The sequence below is a fragment of the Nitrospirillum viridazoti CBAmc genome (assembly GCF_000730165.1).
GTDB lineage: Bacteria > Pseudomonadota > Alphaproteobacteria > Azospirillales > Azospirillaceae > Nitrospirillum > Nitrospirillum viridazoti.
In genome coordinates this window covers 2314098-2333588 of record NZ_CP022110.1, presented here as the reverse complement: position 1 = coordinate 2333588, position 19491 = coordinate 2314098, and the positions used below count along the sequence as shown (strand labels likewise).

The following is a 19491-nucleotide window of genomic DNA, read 5'->3' as shown; positions in this document are numbered from 1 at the left end:
CATTCCCTATTCTTTCCCAACGCCGATAAGGTGCCGGCGGTTTCCTATAAAACCGGGCACATTAACGAAAGAAGATTTCAATCTTGATATACTGTTTCGATATCGGCGGGTCATACATTTCCCTGGGGACAGCCAGTACAGATGTCGCGGTGACAGGGGCGCTGACCCGTGTCGGGCGGGTGCCGACGCCGGCCCGCGACCGCGCCGCCTTCGTCCAGGCGCTGGCCGGTCTGATCGATCAGGCGCCAGGGCCCGAGGACGCGCCGGTGGCCCTGGCGCTGGCCGGCGACATCGATCCCGCGACGGGGCTGGCCAGCTGCGCCAACATCCCCTGCCTGACGGGCACGCCCCTGGTGGCCGACCTGACGGCGGCGCTCGGCCGCCCCGTGGTGGTGGGCAACGACGCCGCCTGCTTCGTCCTGGCGGAGGCGACGGTGGGGGCGGCGCGCGGCCAGGACACGGTTTTCGGCATCATCCTGGGCACGGGCGTGGGCGGCGGCCTGGTGGTGGACGGCCGCCTGGTGCCGGGGGCCGGGGAATGGGGCCACGGGCCGGTGGTGAAGCAGGTGGCGGGCGATCCCAGCGTCACCCTGGCCCGCCTGCCTTGCGGCTGCGGCCAGGCGGGCTGCGTCGACACCATTGGTGGCGCCCGGGGGCTGGAGCGCCTGCATCACGCCCTGTACGGCGTGCGGCTGGACAGCCAGGCGCTGACGGCAGCGTGGCATGCCGGCGACCGCGACGCCGCCCGCACGATGGACATCTATGTCGACCTCGTGGCCGATCCCCTGGCGGTGGTGGTGAACGCCGTGGGTGCCGGCCTGGTGCCGGTGGGGGGCGGCCTGTCATCCGACGCCGCCCTCGTTTCGGCATTGGACCAGGCGGTGCGGACCCGTATCCTGCGCCGAACCCGGGGGGCGCTGCTGGTGCCCACGGCGCTGGGCGGGGCGGCCGGCATGCTGGGGGCTGCCATCCTGGGCGCCCGGTGGCTGGAACGGAACCGGTAACGGAACAAGGCTTGAGGGGGAGTGCGGGCATGACCCGGGCGGAAACGAATCGCGTGCGGCTTGAGGTGTGCGTGGACAGCCCGGCGGGGGTGGCCGCCGCCATCAAGGGGGGGGCCGACCGGCTGGAGCTGTGCGCCGCCCTGGTGGTGGGCGGCCTGACGCCGTCGCGCGGCCTGATGGCGCTGGCGGCGGCCAGCGGACGGCCCGCCTACGCCATGATCCGCCCTCGCCCGGGCGACTTCGTCTATGGCCCCGCCGACCTGGACGTCATGGGCGACGATATCGACACGGTGCGGGCCTTGGGCCTGCCCGGCGTGGTGCTGGGCGCCAGCCTGCCCAGCGGCGAACTGGACGCGGCCGCCCTGTCCATCCTGGTGGACCGTGCCGGCGGCCTGGGCCTGACCCTGCACCGGGCCATCGACCTGACCCCCGACCCCATCGAGGCGCTGGACATCGCCATCGAGCTGGGCTTCGAACGCGTGTTGACCTCCGGCTGCGCCCGCACGGCGGTCGAGGGGGCGGAGACCATCGCCGAGCTGGTGGACCATGCCCAGGGCCGCATCAGCATCATGGCCGGCAGCGGCGTCACCCCCGACAACGCCGTCGACCTCATCCGCCAGACCGGCGTGACCGAGGTCCACGCCTCCTGCGGCATGGCCCCGGCGGTGGTGGACCAGCACCTGCTGCACTTCGGCTTCGTCCAGCCCGGCGCCCGGGAGACGGACGCGGCGACGGTCATGTGGCTGGCGGCAGCGATCCGGGACATCGAGGCCGATCAGTGGCCCTGAGCTTGGCGGAGCCTCATTTCCGCCAGATCGGCTTGCCACTGCCCGGCAGGCCGTAGCTGGCCCATTTGCGGCTGACCTCGTCCACCACGCCCTGGTCCATGGCGATCTTCTCGCCCCATTCGCGGTGGGTTTCGGGGGGCAGCTTGTTGGTGGCGTCCAGGCCGACCTTGCCGCCCAGGCCCGATTCGGGGCTGGCGAAGTCCAGGTAATCGATGGGCGTGCCCTCGATGACGGTGATGTCGCGCGCGGGGTCCATGCGGGTCGACACCGCCCACATCACGTCCTTCCAGTCCCGGGCGTTGATGTCGTCGTCCACGACGATGACCCACTTGGTGTACATGAACTGCCGCAGGAAGGACCAGACGCCCATCATCACCCGCTTGGCGTGGCCCGGGTAGGCCTTGCGCATCGAGACGACGGCGATGCGGTAGGAACAGCCCTCCGGCGGCAGCCAGAAATCGATAATCTCCGGAAACTGCTGGCGCAGCAGGGGAATGAAGACCTCGTTCAGGGATTCGCCCAGGACCGAGGGTTCGTCCGGCGGCCGGCCGGTGAAGGTGGAGAGGTAGATGGGGTCGCGGCGCATGGTGATGGCGGTGACCTGGAAGACGGGGAACTTCTCCACCGAATTGTAATAGCCGGTGTGGTCGCCATAGGGGCCCTCGTCCGCGTACTCGTCCAGCGAGACGTAGCCTTCCAGGACGATCTCCGCCTGGGCCGGCACCTTCAGCGGCACGGTCTTGCAGTCGACCAGGTCCACCTTCTTGCCGCGCAGCATGCCGGCGAACTGGTATTCCGACAGCGTCTCGGGTACCGGGGTCACGGCGGCCAGGATGGTGCCGGGATCGGCGCCCAGCACCACGGCGGCGGGCAGGGGCTCGCGCTTGCCCGCGGCTTTCCAGCGATGATGGTGCTGGGCCCCGCCGCGGTGCTTCAGCCAGCGCATGATGGTGCGGTCGCGCCCCAGCACCTGCATGCGGTAGATACCCAGGTTGAAGCGGTCCTCCGCCATGCCATCCCTGTCGTTGGCCGTGGGACCTTGCGTCACCACCAGGGGCCAGGTGATCAGGGGCGCTGGCTCACCCGGCCAGCAGCTCTGGATGGGCAGGCGGCCAAGGTCGATCTGGTCGCCGGTCAGCACCACCTCCTGGCACGGGGCGCTGCCCACCGTGCGTGGGCGCATCGCCATGACGGTCTTCACCAGGGGCAGCATCTCCCATGCGTCGCGCAGGCCGCGCGGCGGCTCCGGCTGCTTCAGGAAGGCCAGCGTCTCCCCCACGTCGCGCAGCTCATGCGGCTCCCGGTCCATGCCCCAGGCCACCCGTTCCACCGTGCCGAACAGGTTGATCAGTACCGGCATTTCCGACCGGGTGCCGTCGGCCTTGATGACGTTCTCGAAAATGACGGCGGGGCCGCCCTCGGCCAGCAGGCGGGTCTGGATCTCGGTCATCTCCAGCACAGTGGACACCGGGGTCTTGACCCGCACCAGGCGGCCCGACTGTTCCAGCCGGTCGATGAACTCACGCAAGGAGGCGTAGGGCATGGGAAATATCCAGGGTAGGGAATCAGGCGGTAAAGGAGCGGATGGGGCCCCGCCAGGTCAAGCCTCCACCCGCCAGACGACGCTGTCGCGGTGAGTGCGGTCCTCCAGCTCCAGCGTCGTCGGCACGCGGTAGGTGGCCAGGGGAACCAGCCCGTCCTTTGGCAGGTATGTACGGCCGGGATCCCCCATCAGGATCACCAGTCCGTCACCGGCCAGGGCGCGCAGCCAGGCCATGACCCGCTCCGCCATCGGCTTCTCGTAGCAGACGTCGCCCACCAGCACGACGTCGATGTCCGTCAGGGGCTGGCCCACCACGTCGCGCTCCACCGCCGTCACGGCCACGCCGTTCAGCCGGGCGTTGAGGCCTATGGCGGCGATGGCGTAGGCGTCGATCTCCACCGCCATGACGGCGGCCGCGCCCGCCTTGGCGGCGGCGATGGCGATCAGGCCGCTTCCAGCGGCGAAGTCCAGCACGCGGGCGCCCCGCACCAGCTCCGGATGGTCCAGCACGTGGCGGGCGACAGCCTGGCCGCCGGCCCAGGGGAAGGCCCAGAAGGGGGGTGGCAGATCCTTGGCCGCCAGCGTCGCCTCCGTCGCCTGCCACAGGGGCGTGATCTCGCTGGCGGTCAGCAGCGTCAGTTCCGGCACCAGGGCCGGCGCCTCGGGGGCGGTGTTGGCGCGGATGAAGGCGGCGCGATCGATGTCGCTCAAGACGCGGCCGCCATGCCCAGGATGATGCTGGCCAGGAACACCCAGCCGGCGACGCGGGCGGCGCGGAAGGCGGCCAGGCTGTCGGCCGGATCCTCGGGGCGCCACTGCCAGGCCTGGCGCAGCAGCATGCCGCCGGTCAGGGCCACGCCCAGGTAGGCCAGCGGGTGGATACCGGCGGCCATCAGAGCCAGCGTCCACAGCGCCGTGGCGCCGGCGTAGAAGCCGAGGATCCAACGCTTGGAGGCGGCGCCCAAGCGCAGGGCGGTGGACTTCACGCCCACCTTCACGTCGTCCTCGCGATCCTGGTGGGCATAGATGGTGTCGTAGCCCAGGGTCCACAGGATGCCGCCGGCGTAGAGCAGCACCGGCGGCCAGGCAAGGTCGCCCCGCACCGCCACCCAGCCCAGCAGGGCGCCCCAATTGAACGTCAGGCCCAGGAAGGCCTGGGGCCACCAGGTGATGCGCTTCATCAAGGGATATGCGGCCACCAGCACCAGGCTGGTGGCGCCCATGACGATGGTGGGCCGGTTCATCTGCACCAGCACGGCCAGGCCCACCAGGCACTGGGCGATCAGAAAGGCGATGGCCTGGGGCACGCTGACGGCGCCACTGGGGATGGGGCGCACGCGGGTGCGTTCCACCAGGGCGTCGAACTTGCGGTCGATGATGTCGTTGATGGTGCAGCCGGCGCCCCGCATGACGACCGAGCCCACGGCGAACAGCAACATGAGCCACAGCCTGGGCAGGTGGCCGGGTTCCGCGGCCAGGGCGATGGACCAAAGCCCCGGCAGCAACAGCAGCCAGGTGCCGATGGGTCGGTCCAGCCGCGCCAGCCGGGCGTAGGGGCGGGCGCGGGGCGGCACATGCCGGTCGATCCAGTCGCCCTGGCGGATGTCGGTATGGCCGGCGCCTATGGTCTCGCTGGGCATGCTGGGAAGCCTTGTTCGGGTGTTTGCGGGGACCTTAGCGGGAACCTGGCCGCCAAGAAAGGGCGGCCGGTCACCCTTCGGACGGACGGGCTGACCCTTGAAAAATGCTCGAGTGTTCAATGGTAGAATGGACAAAGGAATGATTGTTCCGCATCTAGACCTCTCCCGTTCCGTCTCTTTTCTCCACGACTGATCCCATGGCCGACCGCCCCCGCACCCGCCTGCATGTCGACACGCCCCTGGCCGCTGGCCAGTCGGCGCCGCTGTCGGGCGACCAGGCGCACTATTTGCGCGGCGTGCTGCGCCAGGCGCCCGGCGACCGGCTGCTGGCCTTCAACGAGGCCGGCGGCGAATGGCTGGGGGAGATATCGGCGCTGAGCAAGTCGGGCGGCACCATCACCCTGCTGGAACAGACCCGGCCGCCGGTGGCGGTGCCGGACGCCTGGCTGCTGTTCGCGCCGCTGAAGGGGGGCCGCACCGAGTACGTGGTGGAAAAGGCGACGGAGCTGGGCGTGGCCCGCCTCTGCCCCGTGCTGACCCGCCGGGGCGACGTGCCGCGGGTGAACCTGGACCGCCTGCGCGCCAACGCGGTGGAGGCGGCGGAACAGTGCGAGCGGCTGTCGGTGCCCGTGGTCGACCCTCTGACCGACCTCTCGTCCCTGTTGGCCGGCTGGCCCGCGAACCCCCTGACCCGGGATCGCACCTTGTTCGTGGCGGCGGAGACGGGCGCGGCCCAACCCCTGGCCACGGCTGTGACGGCGGCTACTGCGTCGGGGCGTCCAGCGGCGTTCCTTGTGGGACCGGAGGGGGGCCTCCATCCCGGTGAGCTTGACCAGCTTGCCAAAACACCCTTTGTTGTCCCGGTAGGACTGGGTCCACGCATTCTGCGGGCGGACACGGCCGCTTTCGCTGTGCTTGCCCTGTGGCAGGCGCTGGCGGGCGACTGGACCGCCGCCCCAGGGCAGGACGCGCGCCCGCCGTTCCGTTGAGTCTGCCGTTTCCTGTTCCCTGTTCCTGGCCCCCAGCCGCGCTTTGATACCCAAGCCTTGTGAAGCCAAGCTTTGTAAAGAAGGACCGACCTGATGTCTGCGCCGCCGAAGAGCCCGGGTGCCCCCATCACCGACCGCCGTGAGCTGGTCGAATATCTGGAACAGGGCAACAAGCCGGCGGATGCCTGGCGCATCGGCACGGAACACGAGAAGTTCGCCTTCCGCCTGGGCGACAACCGCCCGCTGCCCTATGAGGGCGAGCAGGGCATCGGCCGCATCCTGTCCGAGATGGCGACCCGCTACGACTGGGCCCCGGTGAAGGAGGGCGAGAACATCATCGCCCTGACCAAGGGCCAGGCCAGCATCACGCTGGAACCGGGTGGACAGTTCGAACTGTCGGGCGCGCCGCTCAGCACCATCCACCAGACATGCGGCGAGGTGTCGGAGCATCTGGCCCAGGTGCGCGCCATCGGCGCCGACCTCGGCATCGGCATGATCGGCCTGGGCTTCAATCCCAAGTGGAAGCGGGAAGATATTCCCTGGATGCCCAAGGGCCGCTACCGCATCATGCGCGACTACATGCCCAAGAAGGGCACCATGGGCCTGGACATGATGACCCGCACCTCCACGGTGCAGGTCAACCTGGACTTCAGCTCTGAAGCCGACATGGTGAAGAAGTTCCGGGTCAGCCTGGCGCTGCAACCCATCGCCACGGCCCTGTTCGCCAACAGCCCCTTCAAGGAAGGCAAGCCCAACGGCTTCCAGAGCCTGCGCAGCCATGTGTGGACGGACACCGATCCCGACCGCTGCGGCGACCTGCCCTTCGTGTTCGAGGACGGCTTCGGCTTCGAACGCTACGCCGACCACGCGCTGGGTGTGCCCATGTACTTCGTCTATCGCGACGGCCAGTACATCGACGCCTCGGGCCAGGACTTCCGCGCCTTCCTCAGGGGGGAACTGCCCGCCCTGCCGGGTGAGCGGCCGCTGATCACCGATTGGGTGGACCACCTGACCACCCTGTTCCCGGAGGTGCGGCTGAAGCGCTTCCTGGAGATGCGCGGCGCCGACGGCGGCCCGTGGGCCCGCCTGTGCGCTCTGCCGGCCCTGTGGGTGGGCCTGCTGTACGACACCACGGCGCTGGACGCCGCATGGGACATGATCAAGGACTGGACGGAGGAGGAGCGGGCGCAGCTGCGCAACAACGTGCCCCGCCTGGGCCTCGACACGCCCTTCCGCAAGGGCACCGTCCTGGACCTTGCACGCCAGACGGTGGCCATTTCGCGCAACGGCCTGGACAACCGCGCGCGCCTGGCCGGCATGGGCGACAACGAAAGCCACTTCCTGGACGCGCTGCAGGCCATCGTGGACAGCGGCGTTTCGCCGGCCACGGAACTGCTGAACAAGTTCAATGGGGAATGGGGCGGCGATATTGATCGCGTCTACGCGGAATACGCGTACTGAGGCCGGCCGTTCAACGGACCTTTGGTGCCTCACCTGCCTTATTTGCCCCGGCTATGGCCGGGGATTCCTCCCTATCGACGCCATCGGGCTTCCCCCCCCCGGAGGCCGGTGGCGTCATTTCTCCCGGTTGGTCGGGTCTATCGGCTGGTCCGAGTCTTACGACCCAGGGACCCTGGTGCCCGATGGGCGGTTCAGCAGATCCTTGGGGTCGGCGTGGCCGACGTCGTTGCAATTGCCGGCCAGGCGGCTGCCCGTGTTCACGCACCGCTGCTGGGCGGCGGCCTTGGGTGCGGCCGCACTGGCCGTCTGGGCGTTGTCCGTCTGGGTCTGGCAACCGGCTGTGAGCAAGGCAAGACCAAAAGTTGCTGCCAATAACTGATAGTGACGCATAAAAACTCCTTTTGATGTCAATGACGCAACGAATTGATTTATGCGTACTGCGGCGATGTGGGCAACCGGTCTTTTGACCGGAAGCGTTGCGAAATTGATACCGGTTTCCATCCAGCCCCGCGTCTGACGCATCCGGGCCGCAGGAATAACCAAAAACACGCAAAGATCCCCTAGCCCGGCGGCGTTCCGGGCGGGGTTGATACGGTTCTCCAGAGTCGGGGGCCGGCCGGGACAGTCGCTGCCCAGCCGGCCGCCGGTGGTCGCGCGCCGCTTCCCGGCCGGCTTCGGCGATGGCGGGGACGCCTGGGGCGACGCGGCGGAAATTCAGTCGCGTGTCGTGACACGGGCATGGGCGCGCGCCAGCCAGGCGGCGACCTCCTCGGTGATCGCGTCCATCGAGGCCAATGGGATTCGGTAGGTGATGCGGTCGCTGGCGTCGGCGGTCTTGACCGGCGTCAGGGGAACGGCGCTTGGGGGTAGGGGCTCGCGGCCCAAGGCCAGTCCCAGGTCGATTCGGCCCTTACCTGCCGGCTTGGCTTCCGCGAACTTCAATCCCGCGCTGAAGGAGACCATGGTGGACAGCACGGTGCTGGTGACATCGGCGCCCAGGCCCCGGGCCAGGGCGGTCAGCCGGTCGCCAATGGGGCGCAGGTCCTCCCGCCCCTCATACAGCTTGTCCAGCCGTTGTTCCGGTGTCAGGTCATGGATGCCGCCCAGGGCGTGGGCCGCCAGGACCTGTGCCGTGGCGCCGCCCAGGCCGTGGGCCTGCTTCAGCCAGCGGGCGCAGGCCTTGGGCTCGGCCGGCCCCTCCGCCTTGATCAGGGCCGCCCATCCCCCCGCGTCCCGGCCGGTCTTGGCCGGCAGGTTGCGCAGGATGGCGGCCATCATCTCGTCCGGGCTCTTGCCCATGGCCGCCCTCCCTCTCGTCCGGTTCAGGCCGTCCCGGTCAGGCCGCGGTGCCGCCGACGGTCAGGCCGTCGATGCGCAGCGTGGGCTGGCCAACGCCCACCGGCACGCTCTGCCCCTGCTTGCCGCAGACGCCGATGCCCTCGTCCAGGCAGCTGTCATTGCCGATCATGGTGACCTTGGTCAGGGCGTCCGGGCCGTTGCCGATCAGTGTGGCGCCCTTCACCGACGGGCCGATCTTGCCGTCCTCGATCAGGTACGCTTCCGAGGCGGAGAAGACGAACTTGCCGGACACGATGTCCACTTGGCCGCCGCCGAAGTTCACGGCGTACAGCCCGCGCTTCACCGAGGCCAGGATCTCTTCCTTGGTGCGGTCGCCAGAGCGCATCATGGTGTTGGTCATGCGCGGCATGGGCACGCTGCTGAAACCCTGACGGCGGCCGTTGCCGGTGGGCTTCACCCCCATCAGGCGGGCGTTCATGCGGTCCTGCATATAGCCGACCAGGACGCCGTCTTCGATCAGGGTGTTGCACTGGCTGGGCGTGCCCTCGTCATCCACGGTGATGGAACCGCGGCGCCCTTCCAGCGTGCCGTCGTCCACCACGGTGACGCCGGGGGCGGCCACCCGCTGTCCGATGAGAGAGGAGAAGGCGGAGGTGGCCTTGCGGTTGAAGTCGCCCTCCAGCCCGTGGCCGATGGCCTCGTGCAGCAGCACGCCGCACCAGCCCGGCCCCAGGACCACCGGCATCTCGCCCGCCGGCGCCGGGACAGCGGCCAGGTTGACCAGGGCCTGGCGCAGGGCCTCGTCGACATGGTGGCGCCAGGTTTCCGGCTGCATGTAGCGCTCATAGGCCAGGCGGCCGCCGGCGCCGAAGCTGCCGGCCTCCATGCGGTCGCCCTCGCCGACGACGACGGAGACGTTCAGGCGCACCAGGGGGCGGATGTCGGCCACGCGGTGGCCGTCGGCGCGGATGATCTGCACGGCCTGCCACTCGCCGGTCAGGCTGGCGCTGACCTGGCGCACGCGCGGGTCGCGGCCCCGGGCGTAGGCGTCGATGTCGGCCAGCAGCTTCACCTTGGCTTCGAACGGCACGATGGCCAAGGGGTTGTCGGCGGCGTAGAGGGCGCGGTTGGTGCCCACCGGCGGCTCGGCATAGGTGCCGCCATGGCCGGCCTGTACGGTGCGCACGGTGGCGGCCGCGCGCTTCAGCGCCTCCTCCGTCAGGGTGGAGGCATGGGCGAAGCCCGTGGTCTCCCCAGCGACGGAGCGCAGGCCGAAGCCCTGGGTGGTGTCGAAGGACGCGCTCTTCAGCTTGCCGTCATCCCAGAACACGCCTTCGGACTGGGCGTACTCCAGGAACAGCTCGCCATCGTCGCCGCCCTTCAGCGCGTCGGCGACGATCGATTCGGTGCGCGCGCGGTCCAGTCCGGCCCGGGTGAAAAACAGATCGTCGGTCTGGGCGAGCAGGCTCATGGTCGCGAAACTCCAAGGAACGGGCCGAAAAGCCGGGGCGGCGGCAGGGCCGGCCACCCGGGTGGGGCGTGACCTTCATAACATGGCGTGTCGGTGCCGCCATCGCCAGGGGAAAGGCCGCCCTTCGAAGGCGGAGATGGACGGGACCGGGAATCCTCAAGCACGCCAAGGCTGTAGCGTCGGCCCGCTTTTGCGCCACCCTGGCGGGTCCGGCGGGCGGGGCAGTGCGCCCAACGGTATGCGCTGGGACGCGTTGTCCGCTTTACGTCAAGGATCGGGAACGTTATGGTCTGCCACGATGCAGGTGTCCCTTAACCATCGGGGGCGCTTGCGATGCTGGGTCTAAACTCCCGGACAGGTGCCCCGATAGCCGACGCCGTCGCCGCTTCGTCCCGCCGCAACGGGAGGTGGGGGTGGGGGCAGGTCGATCAAGGACGGGCCCCCATAATAAACGGGAGGATGGGACGGCATCCCGCGTTTGGTGCGGCGCCTGAACAGGGGGCGTGCGGGGCCGGCGTGGGTCACCAGGACAATCTTCGGGTGGGACGTGTCGCGCGTCCCCGGCAACGAGAGAGTGGTAAGGGATGTCCGTACGCAAGAACGCCGCCGCCTTCGCGGCCCTTTTGACGGCCCTGGCGGGGCGCGCTTCGGTGGCGCTGGCCGACCCGGTGGTGAGCATGCCCGAGGCGGGCAAGCTGGGCATGCAGCATGCCTACTCGCCCGTGGCGGTGCAGCTGGAGAACTTCCACACCCTGCTGCTCTACATCATCATCGGCATCGTCGCCTTCGTATCGCTGCTGCTGCTGACGGTCATGGTGCGCTTCAACAGGCGCGCGAACCCCGTCCCGTCCAAGACCAGCCACCACACCCTGCTGGAGGTGGCGTGGACCGTGGTGCCGGTGCTGATCCTGGTGATCGTGGCCGTGCCGTCCTTCCGCGTCCTCTACTACGGCGACCGCACGCCCAATCCTGAGATGACGGTGAAGATCACCGGCCACCAGTGGTATTGGTCGTACGAATATCCGGATAACAATGACATCTCCTTCGACAGCAACATCGTCTCCGACGGCGACCTGAAGCCGGGCCAGCCCCGCCTGCTGACGGTGGACAACGAGATGGTGGTGCCCGTGGGCACGCCGGTCCGCCTGCTGCTGACCGGCGCCGACGTCATCCATTCCTGGTACGTGCCCTCGCTGGGCGTGCAGCTGCACGCCGTGCCCGGCCGCATCAACGAGACCTGGCTGCAGGCCAGCACCGAAGGCACCTTCTACGGCCAGTGCACCCTAATCTGCGGCACCAACCATGGCTTCATGCCTATCGTCGTCCATGCCGTCAGCAAGGAGGACTACAAGGCCTGGGCCGAGAAGACCAAGACCGCCGGCATCGACGCGGGCCGCGAGTTCCTCGCGTCGCTCGAAGCGGCCCAGGGGATTGCCAAGGCAGGGGCCACCAAGACCGCCCTGGCGACGGACAATGGCGCCGCGCGCTGAGTTGGCCCCGTCTGACATTTAACCCCGCCTGAGATTAAACGAGGGGAACTGGAATTATGGCGCACGCAGCCCACGATACGGCTCACGACGCGCATCACGACCATAAGCCCGGGTTCGTGAAGCGGTGGTTGTTCTCGACCAACCACAAGGACATCGGCACGCTCTACCTCATCTTCTCCGTGATCGCCGGCCTTATCGGCGGCGCCATCTCGGTGATCATGCGCATGGAACTGCAGGAGCCGGGCATCCAGATCCTGAACCACCTGTCGGCCGACATCGGCCAGCAGTGGAACGTGCTGATCACCGCCCATGGCCTGATCATGGTGTTCTTCGTGGTCATGCCCGCCGTCATCGGCGGCTTCGGCAACTGGTTCGTGCCGCTGATGATCGGCGCGCCGGACATGGCCTTCCCGCGCCTGAACAACATCAGCTTCTGGCTGCTGGTCCCGGCCTTCCTGCTGCTGGTCTCGTCCTCGCTGATCGGGCCGGGCGCCGGTACCGGCTGGACCATCTATCCGCCGCTGTCCTCCACCGTGGGCCACAGCGGCCCCTCGGTCGACATGGGCATCTTCGCCCTGCACCTGGCGGGCGCATCCTCCATCCTGGGTGCCGCCAACTTCATCACCACCATCTTCAACATGCGGGCGCCGGGCATGACCCTGCACAAGATGCCGCTGTTCGTGTGGTCGATGCTGGTGACCGCCTTCCTGCTGCTGCTGGCCGTGCCCGTGCTGGGCGGCGCCATCACCATGCTGCTGGCCGACCGCAACTTCGGCACCCACTTCTTCGACCCGGCCGGCGGCGGCGACCCGCTGCTGTTCCAGCACCTGTTCTGGTTCTTTGGCCATCCCGAAGTGTACATCATGATCCTGCCGGCCTTCGGCATCATCAGCCAGATCGTCTCCACCTTCTCGCGCAAGCCGGTGTTCGGCTATCTGGGCATGGCCTACGCCATGGTCGCCATCGGCGTGGTCGGCTTCATCGTCTGGGCGCACCACATGTTCACCGTGGGCCTGGACGTCGACACCCGCGCCTACTTCACCGCGGCGACCATGATCATCGCCGTGCCCACGGGCGTTAAGATCTTCTCCTGGATCGCCACCATGTGGGGCGGCTCCATCGAGTTCAAGCCGCCCATGGTCTGGGCCATCGGCTTCATCTTCCTGTTCACCGTGGGCGGCGTCACCGGCGTGGTGCTGGCCAACGGCGGCCTGGACGTGATGTTGCACGACACCTACTACGTCATCGCGCACTTCCATTACGTGCTGAGCCTGGGCGCCGTGTTCGCCATCTTCGCCGGCTACTACTACTGGATCGGCAAGATGTCGGGCCGGGAACATCCGGAATGGGCGGGCCACCTGCACTTCTGGACCACCTTCATCGGCGTGAACCTGATTTTCTTCCCCCAGCACTTCCTGGGCCTGCAGGGCATGCCGCGCCGCATCCCGGATTACCCGGACGCGTTCCACATGTGGAACCAGATCTCCTCCATCGGGGCCTACATTTCCTTCGGCTCCACCTTGTTCTTCGTCGTGATGGCCCTTTATACCCTGATGTTCGGCCGGCGCGTCGGCGCCGATTACTGGAACACCGGTGAGACGACGCTGGAGTGGACGCTGTCCAGCCCGCCGCCGTTCCACCAGTTCGAGGTTCTGCCCCGCATCAAGTAAGGTGCTGAGGGTGGCACCGGCTGCATAGGCGACGACCGCGCGGGAGGGGTGGCTTCCCGCGCGGTTTTGCCTGATTAAAGACGCCATCGGCTCCCCGCATGGGGCCGACGACGTCGGATGAGATGCGAAGACAGATGACCGATACCGCCTTCGAAAGCCAGACTGTCCCCGCCCAGGCCGCCAGCCTGCCGGGCAGTGTGGCCGACTACATCGCCCTGCTGAAGCCCCGGGTCATGTCGCTCGTGGTGTTCAGCGGCCTGGCCGGCCTGGTGGTGGCGCCCGGCACCCTGCACCCGGTCCTGGCGGTGGTGGCCCTGCTCTGCATCGCCGTGGGCGCCGGCGCCGCCGGCGCCATCAACATGTGGTACGACCGCGACATCGACGCCGTCATGGAGCGCACCCGCGGCCGGCCCATCCCCCAGGGCAAGGTCAACCCGGATGAGGCGCTGGCCTTCGGCGTCGTGCTGTCCGTGGCGTCGGTCCTGTTGATGGGCTTGGCGGTCAACTGGGTGGCCGCCGCCATCCTGGGCGTGGCCAACGCCTTCTACGTTTTCGTCTACACCATGTGGCTGAAGCGCCGCACGCCGCAGAACATTGTCATCGGCGGGGCCGCCGGCGCCTTCCCGCCCATGATCGGCTGGGCGGCGGTGACGGGCGACGTCAGCATCGGCCCGGTGCTGCTGTTCTGCCTCATCTTCTTCTGGACGCCGCCGCATTTCTGGGCGCTGGCCCTGTTCCGCAGCGGCGATTACAGCCGTGCCGGCGTGCCCATGCTGCCCGTGGTGGCGGGCGAGGCCGCCACCAAGCGCCAGATGCTGGTCTACACCCTGCTGCTGCTGCCCATCGCCATCGCCCCCCACTGGTTCGGTGTGGGCGGTATCGCTTATCTGGTGGGCGCCACGGTGCTCAGCCTGCTGTTCATCCTCTGCGCCGTGCGGGTCATGCTGGACAAGACCCATCGCGCCGCCAAGCAGATGTTCGCCTATTCCATCCTCTACCTTTTCCTGCTGCTCGCCATCCTGATCGGTGAGAAGCTGGTGGCCTGACGCCCTCGCCTGAGAGGGCCCCTCCGCATAGGAACCCTGACCGCATGGCCAATACCATCAATCCCACTGGTACCCCTGCTGGCACCTCCTCCGCGCCTGAGCCGGTCCTCGACGCGGCCGAGCGGGCGCGCCGCCAGCGTGGCAAGAACCTAGCGCTATTCTTCTCGCTGCTGGGCTTCGTGGCATTGATCTATGTCGTGGCCATCGTGCGCATGGGGCTGCACGCGCAAGGCCAATAACCCCTTGCCCAATAAGAATTCGGCGGGCGAACCCGCCATCGGCGCGCAAAGACGGCCGCCCACCGGGAAGGCCGTCGTCAAAGCCAGGGAGGCGACAGGTTGGCTGACACCCCAGGTCCCGTTTCCCCGCAGATTCCGCCCGCGCGGCCCGAGCTGGCCCGGCGCAACCGGCGCATGCTGGTGGGGGCGCTGACCATCGTGGCCGGTATGGTGGGGCTCAGCTTCGCCGCCGTGCCGCTCTACCGGGTGTTCTGCAAGGCCACCGGCTTCGGCGGCACGACGCAGGTGGCGGAGAGGGGCGCCGACCGCGTGGTCGACCGCACGGTCACCGTTCGTTTCGATGCCGAAGTGAACCGCGAATTGCCTTGGCAATTCCGTCCCCTTCAGAATGCCGTGCAGGTCAAGCTGGGGGAGGTGCGGGAGATCCGCTACCACGCCAAGAACCTGTCGGACAAGGCGCTGGTGGGCACCGCCACCTTCAACGTCACGCCCGACAAGGCCGGCATTTATTTCAACAAAATCCAGTGCTTCTGCTTCACCCGCCAGCGGCTGGAGCCGGGGCAGGAACTGGACATGCCCGTGACTTTCTTCGTCGATCCTGCGCTGGCCGACGACCCGCACATGAAGGACGTGGCCACCATCACCCTGTCCTACACCTTCTTCCTGGCAGCCGACCAGACGACGGCGGCCGTGCAGGATCAGGCCGCCAAAGCGCGTCCTGGCGGCTGAAGCGTAGCCGGGCAATGGCCTCAAAGCCGCACAACCTCTGGACGGGCGCGGCAGGAACGTTTACCAAGGGAGTGTCCAGTCCCCCCAGCGCGGGGGATCAGGGAGGGCACGAATAAGGACCGGGGCGGCAATGTCCGCCGTTATCTGACGACCACCGCGTTGTTTTGATCCGAGGGAAACAAGAACATGGCTGATGTCCAGGCTAACTCCGCGCCCGGAAATTCTGAGGGCATAAAGCAGCCCTACCACCTGGTGGACCCCAGCCCGTGGCCCTTGGTCGCCTCCGTCGCGGCGGGCCTGCTGACCAGCGGTGCCGTGCTGGGCATGCATGGCCATGGCTGGATCCTGGCCATCGTCGGCTTCCTGGGCGTGCTGGGTGTCATGTTCGCCTGGTGGCGCGACGTCATCGGCGAATCGGTGGTGCGCAAGCTGCACTCCCCCGTCGTGAAGATCGGCCTGCGCTACGGCATGACGCTGTTCATTGCCTCCGAGGTCATGTTCTTCGTCGCCTTCTTCTGGGCCTTCTTCGACACCAGCATCTACTTCAACGAGGCGCAGCAGATCGGCCGCGTCGCCGCCAATGGCGGCGTCTGGCCGCCCAAGGGGATCGAACCGGTCAACCCCTTCGACATGCCCATCCTGATGACCGTCATCCTGCTGCTGTCGGGCACCACGGTCACCTGGGCGCACCATGCGCTGGTGGAGGGCCGCAACAAGGAAGCCGCCCGGGCCCTGGGCTTCACCATCCTGCTGGGCCTGCTGTTCACCTGCTTCCAGGCTTACGAGTACATGCACGCCGAGTTCGGCTTCGCCCAGAACGCTTACACCTCGGCCTTCTTCATGGCGACCGGCTTCCACGGTTTCCATGTCATCGTCGGAACGATCTTCCTGATCGTCTGTTTCTTCCGCACCCGCGCCGGCCACTTCACGCCCAAGAGCCACTTCGGCTTCGAGGCCGCGGCCTGGTACTGGCACTTCGTGGACGTGGTCTGGCTGTTCCTGTTCGTCAGCATCTACTGGTGGGGTTCCACGCCGCGCGGCGTGATTCCGCACTGACGCCAGGACCGTCGTTCTGTTCCTGACGGACATAAACCTTGGAACCTGATGCCTCCTCCGTCGCCCCGATCTTGGCGGGCTTGCGCTGCAAGTGTCCCCGCTGCGGTCGGGGCGATTTGTTCGTGGGCTTCCTCACCGTGGCGGAGCGTTGCCCCGTCTGCGGCCTGGAACTGGCCCGGGGCGACAGCGGCGATGGCCCCGCCGTCTTCCTGATCTTCATCCTGGGCTTCGTCATCGTGCCCGTCGCGTTGATGGTGTCCATGCGGGTGGACTGGCCTCTATGGCTGACCGCCCTGGTCTGGGGCGTGGTCATCCTGGGCGGCACGCTGGGCCTGCTGCGCCCGGCCAAGGGCGTGGTGTTCGCCCTGCAATACCGCTACCGCCGGGCCGAATTCGAGGAGCCCTCCGAAGACACGCCTGGACATGGCGCCGGGCATGGCGATCGTGATAGCGATAGGAATCCTGGTGCATGACTTCTTCGTCCACCGCGTCCCCTACCGGCGCCACCCCCGGCCCCGTCGCGAAGGGGCGCCGGCGCTTCCGCCCGACCTTCTGGGGCGGCTTGGTGGCTGGCGGCGCCATCCTGTTCATGGCGGGCCTGGGCACTTGGCAGGTGCAACGCCTGTTCTGGAAACAGGGCATCCTGGATCACATCCAGCAGCAGATGGCGGCCGCCCCGGCCGAGCTGCCGGCCAAGATCGATGATCCCAAGGCCTGGGATTACCGCCGGGTGCGCATCACCGGCCATTTCCTGAATGATCATGAGCTGTACCTGGGGGCCCGTTCCCTGAAGGGCGCCCCCGGCTACGACGTCGTCACGCCCTTCGTGCGGGCGGACGGCGGCGGCGTGGTGCTGGTCGACCGCGGCTGGGTTCCCACCCAGGGCAAGGACCCGGCGCGCCGGCCCGAGGGCCAGTTGGAAGGCGAGGTGACGGTGGACGGGGTGGCCCGCGTGCCGCCGCCCCGCGGCTGGATGCAGCCGGACAATCTGGTGAACGACAATTTCTGGCTGTGGTACGACCTGCCGGCCATGGCGGCCAAGGCGGGGACCGAGGTGCCGGAGCCGGTGGTGGTGGAGGCCGGCGCCACCCCCAACCCCGGCGGCTTCCCCGTGGGCGGCCAGACCCGCGTCACCATCCCCAACGATCATCTGCAGTACGCCATCACCTGGTACTGCCTGGCCGTTGCCCTGGCGGTCATCGCCTACCTGCGCTTCAGCCGGGTGGAGAGGGAGCGGGGAGCGCCGTGATATCAAGGACCCTGCGGGCGCGGGGGGGCGGGCGCATTCATTGGGGGGCTTTATGAAGAAAATTGTCGGCCTATTAGCCGTGTCTTTCTTATTTTTCCCTGCTGCATCTTATGCGGCGTCGGGTTTTGTCGAGGAAGTACCCACAAAATGGCGGCTGCAAGATTACATACCCCACGTGGTCGTCTGGTTCACGTCCGCTAGTCAATGCCCAAATGGTCAGCTCAACCTGCCCAGCACCGCATCCGCTGATTTGATAGAAAGATTTTGGTCGACCGTTATGACTGCTAAAGTTACAGGGAAGAAGATAGGCGTAACCTATGATTCTTCCAGTTGCACGATAACGGATTACTATTTGAAAGAGGATTGATCGGCTAACTCGCCGCAATGCGAGCCGCCTTCGCCGCCCGCGTTTCCAGCCCGCCGCTGGTGGCGGCCGGCGGGGCGGCGTGGTTGGGGCGCAGCATCAGCTGGCTGACGCGGAAGCCACTGCCATGGGGAAAGCGCCGCTCCAGCCGGGCCCGCGCGCCCTCATCATCGCCGGCCCACAGCAGGAAGCGGCGGCGCTGCCACGGCACGGCGGCGGGCAGGGCGTTGTCGGCGACGGTGCCGCCCACTTCCACCGTGGCGATCCAGGCGGCGTCGGCGGGGTTGCGGCGTTCCTCCAGCACGAAGATGCGGTTTTCCGGGCGGGCGATGCGCTTGATGTCCTGCTCCAGCCGCGCGCATTCGTCCTGCAATGTCTCCATGGTCAGCTGGATGTGGCGGCGTTGCTGCTTCAGGCTGTAGGTGGCGCGCGCCAGGCGGCGGATGCGCTGGCTTTGTTCACGCTGCCGGTTCAGGGCTTGGCGGCGGCGGGCCTTGGCCTCGCTGACGCGGGTCCAGGCGCGTTCCCCGGTCAGGCCTGCCGTGACCGTCACAGCCAGCAGGGTCAGCATCAAGGCGATCATGCCGTGCTCTCCTTTTGCGCGGCCGCGTCGGCCTTGCCGCTGTTGGCCAGCTGGATGCTCAACAGCACATAGCCCAAGGGTGCGGGAAAATAGCGCTGCAGGTCGCGGCGGGCGTCGGCCAGGTTTTCCGACCATACCTCGATCATCTGCGGGCCGGCCCATTCCGGGTCCAGCGCCACGGCGGTCTTGGTGTCGCCTTGGGCCTGCTGCACCAGGCGGTTGACCATCCAGGCGACGAAGCGGTTCAGGCCGGCATCCTCACGCCCCACCACGCGCACGGGGGCCTGGGCGCTGCGGCGCGCGTCCTCCAGGTCCTTGTCCAGGGCGTAGCGGCGGCGGCGCGCCTCGCCCAGGGCGGCTTGCAGGGCCGTCAGCTCGGTGCGCAGCTCCGCCTCGCGCCCCTCCAGCCGATTCTCGATCTGGGCACCCAGGGGCAGGCGGCTGAGGGCACGGCGAAAGTCCGGCTGGCGTTCCACCGCCGCCTCGCCCAACTTGCCCAGAACCAGGATGATCAGGCCCGCCACCACCGCCAGGGTGCCGGCCAGCGTGATCGCGTGCATCAGCCCCATGGTGCCGCGGACCGCCCCATCTCGAAGACCCCACGGCGTTCCGGAACGATGCCTCGTCCGGTCCATCCTGGCGGGGAATGTTGCTATTGAACGGCGGGGGCAAGCCCCGGCCGTCGGTTCTATTGCAGCGCAACCGGAGGCGGTTTCCAAGTGTCATTTCCGGGAAAATTGGATGTCCTGGAACGCCGCGCCGGGGCCTTGACACGCCGCTGGTCTTCCCGTGCGAATCACCCATGTTTCCATGGGGGGCTGGCGGGCTTGCGGGACCTTGGCGCCACTGGCTACTGTAGGGGTTCGAGTT

Annotated in this window: 21 protein-coding genes; 13 read left to right on the top strand and 8 right to left on the bottom strand. The window is 67.9% G+C overall.

All coding sequences use genetic code 11. The features are described from left to right. The first annotated feature begins 83 nt into the window (after positions 1-83). Positions 84-1004, top strand: a complete 921-nt coding sequence (locus Y958_RS10730; RefSeq protein ID WP_088871968.1) for an ROK family protein — start codon at positions 84-86, stop codon at positions 1002-1004. Positions 1005-1033: 29 nt separating this feature from the next. Then, on the top strand, positions 1034-1792 hold the full coding sequence (locus Y958_RS10725; protein WP_088871967.1) for a copper homeostasis protein CutC: 759 nt from the start codon (positions 1034-1036) through the stop codon (positions 1790-1792). Positions 1793-1805: 13 nt separating this feature from the next. Here the strand turns inward: Y958_RS10725 and Y958_RS10720 are convergent, their stop codons facing one another. Genes Y958_RS10720 through ubiA form a run of 3 tightly spaced genes read right to left on the bottom strand, consistent with a single transcriptional unit; the run spans position 1806 to position 4975 of the window. Further along, positions 1806-3335, bottom strand: a complete 1530-nt coding sequence (locus tag Y958_RS10720; RefSeq protein ID WP_088871966.1) for a UbiD family decarboxylase — start codon at positions 3333-3335, stop codon at positions 1806-1808. A 57-nt stretch (positions 3336-3392) separates the two neighbouring features. After that, positions 3393-4046, bottom strand: coding sequence for a class I SAM-dependent methyltransferase (locus tag Y958_RS10715; protein ID WP_088871965.1), 654 nt, complete (start codon positions 4044-4046; stop codon positions 3393-3395). Next, positions 4043-4975 (bottom strand): 4-hydroxybenzoate octaprenyltransferase, encoded by a 933-nt coding sequence (gene ubiA / locus Y958_RS10710; protein WP_088871964.1) that lies wholly within the window; start codon positions 4973-4975, stop codon positions 4043-4045. Before ubiA ends, Y958_RS10715 begins: the two co-directional genes overlap by 4 nt. Before the next feature lie 197 nt (positions 4976-5172). Between ubiA and Y958_RS10705 the strand changes: the two genes are divergently transcribed. Beyond that, positions 5173-5964, top strand: coding sequence for a 16S rRNA (uracil(1498)-N(3))-methyltransferase (locus tag Y958_RS10705; protein ID WP_088871963.1), 792 nt, complete (start codon positions 5173-5175; stop codon positions 5962-5964). A gap of 93 nt (positions 5965-6057) precedes the next feature. After that, entirely contained in the window at positions 6058-7425 is a 1368-nt protein-coding gene (locus Y958_RS10700; protein WP_088871962.1) for a glutamate--cysteine ligase, read from the top strand. A gap of 156 nt (positions 7426-7581) precedes the next feature. Here the strand turns inward: Y958_RS10700 and Y958_RS10695 are convergent, their stop codons facing one another. From Y958_RS10695 to tldD, 3 genes are all read right to left on the bottom strand, one after another. Next, the gene (locus tag Y958_RS10695) at positions 7582-7773 is read right to left on the bottom strand and encodes a hypothetical protein (protein ID WP_040849078.1); all 192 of its coding nucleotides are present in this window, start codon (positions 7771-7773) and stop codon (positions 7582-7584) included. 366 nt (positions 7774-8139) lie between these two features. Beyond that, positions 8140-8724: a DUF5655 domain-containing protein gene (locus Y958_RS10690; protein WP_088871961.1), complete on the bottom strand. Its 585-nt coding sequence runs from the start codon at positions 8722-8724 to the stop codon at positions 8140-8142. A 37-nt stretch (positions 8725-8761) separates the two neighbouring features. After that, the gene (gene tldD, locus Y958_RS10685) at positions 8762-10195 is read right to left on the bottom strand and encodes a metalloprotease TldD (protein ID WP_088871960.1); all 1434 of its coding nucleotides are present in this window, start codon (positions 10193-10195) and stop codon (positions 8762-8764) included. 584 nt (positions 10196-10779) lie between these two features. Here tldD and coxB point away from each other — a divergent pair. From coxB to Y958_RS31345, 9 genes are all read left to right on the top strand, one after another. Further along, a complete protein-coding gene (gene coxB, locus Y958_RS10680; RefSeq protein ID WP_004272471.1) occupies positions 10780-11685 on the top strand; it encodes a cytochrome c oxidase subunit II in 906 nt (301 codons plus the stop codon). 56 nt (positions 11686-11741) lie between these two features. Next, a complete protein-coding gene (gene ctaD / locus Y958_RS10675) occupies positions 11742-13355 on the top strand; it encodes a cytochrome c oxidase subunit I (RefSeq protein ID WP_004272470.1) in 1614 nt (537 codons plus the stop codon). Between the two features lie 134 nt (positions 13356-13489). Continuing rightward, positions 13490-14401: a heme o synthase gene (gene cyoE, locus Y958_RS10670; RefSeq protein ID WP_088871959.1), complete on the top strand. Its 912-nt coding sequence runs from the start codon at positions 13490-13492 to the stop codon at positions 14399-14401. A gap of 44 nt (positions 14402-14445) precedes the next feature. Next, positions 14446-14640 carry a hypothetical protein gene (locus tag Y958_RS10665; RefSeq protein WP_088871958.1) on the top strand — a complete coding sequence of 65 codons (195 nt, stop codon included), beginning with the start codon at positions 14446-14448 and terminating at the stop codon, positions 14638-14640. A 99-nt stretch (positions 14641-14739) separates the two neighbouring features. Then, entirely contained in the window at positions 14740-15369 is a 630-nt protein-coding gene (locus Y958_RS10660; RefSeq protein ID WP_281288826.1) for a cytochrome c oxidase assembly protein, read from the top strand. A gap of 186 nt (positions 15370-15555) precedes the next feature. Continuing rightward, positions 15556-16425 (top strand): cytochrome c oxidase subunit 3, encoded by an 870-nt coding sequence (locus tag Y958_RS10655; protein WP_040845183.1) that lies wholly within the window; start codon positions 15556-15558, stop codon positions 16423-16425. A gap of 122 nt (positions 16426-16547) precedes the next feature. Continuing rightward, on the top strand, positions 16548-16898 hold the full coding sequence (locus Y958_RS10650; RefSeq protein ID WP_338038977.1) for a DUF983 domain-containing protein: 351 nt from the start codon (positions 16548-16550) through the stop codon (positions 16896-16898). Next, the gene (locus Y958_RS10645) at positions 16895-17674 is read left to right on the top strand and encodes an SURF1 family protein (RefSeq protein WP_088871957.1); all 780 of its coding nucleotides are present in this window, start codon (positions 16895-16897) and stop codon (positions 17672-17674) included. The genes Y958_RS10650 and Y958_RS10645 overlap by 4 nt, the downstream gene beginning before the upstream one ends. Before the next feature lie 52 nt (positions 17675-17726). Continuing rightward, positions 17727-18041, top strand: coding sequence for a hypothetical protein (locus tag Y958_RS31345; RefSeq protein ID WP_145727903.1), 315 nt, complete (start codon positions 17727-17729; stop codon positions 18039-18041). 4 nt (positions 18042-18045) lie between these two features. On the opposite strand, the gene Y958_RS10640 is transcribed toward Y958_RS31345, so the two are convergent. Together Y958_RS10640 and Y958_RS10635 are read right to left on the bottom strand one after the other, a co-directional pair. Beyond that, positions 18046-18621, bottom strand: coding sequence for a hypothetical protein (locus Y958_RS10640; RefSeq protein ID WP_088871956.1), 576 nt, complete (start codon positions 18619-18621; stop codon positions 18046-18048). Further along, positions 18618-19181 (bottom strand): hypothetical protein, encoded by a 564-nt coding sequence (locus tag Y958_RS10635; protein ID WP_145727902.1) that lies wholly within the window; start codon positions 19179-19181, stop codon positions 18618-18620. Before Y958_RS10635 ends, Y958_RS10640 begins: the two co-directional genes overlap by 4 nt. Between the last annotated feature and the right edge of the window lie 310 nt (positions 19182-19491).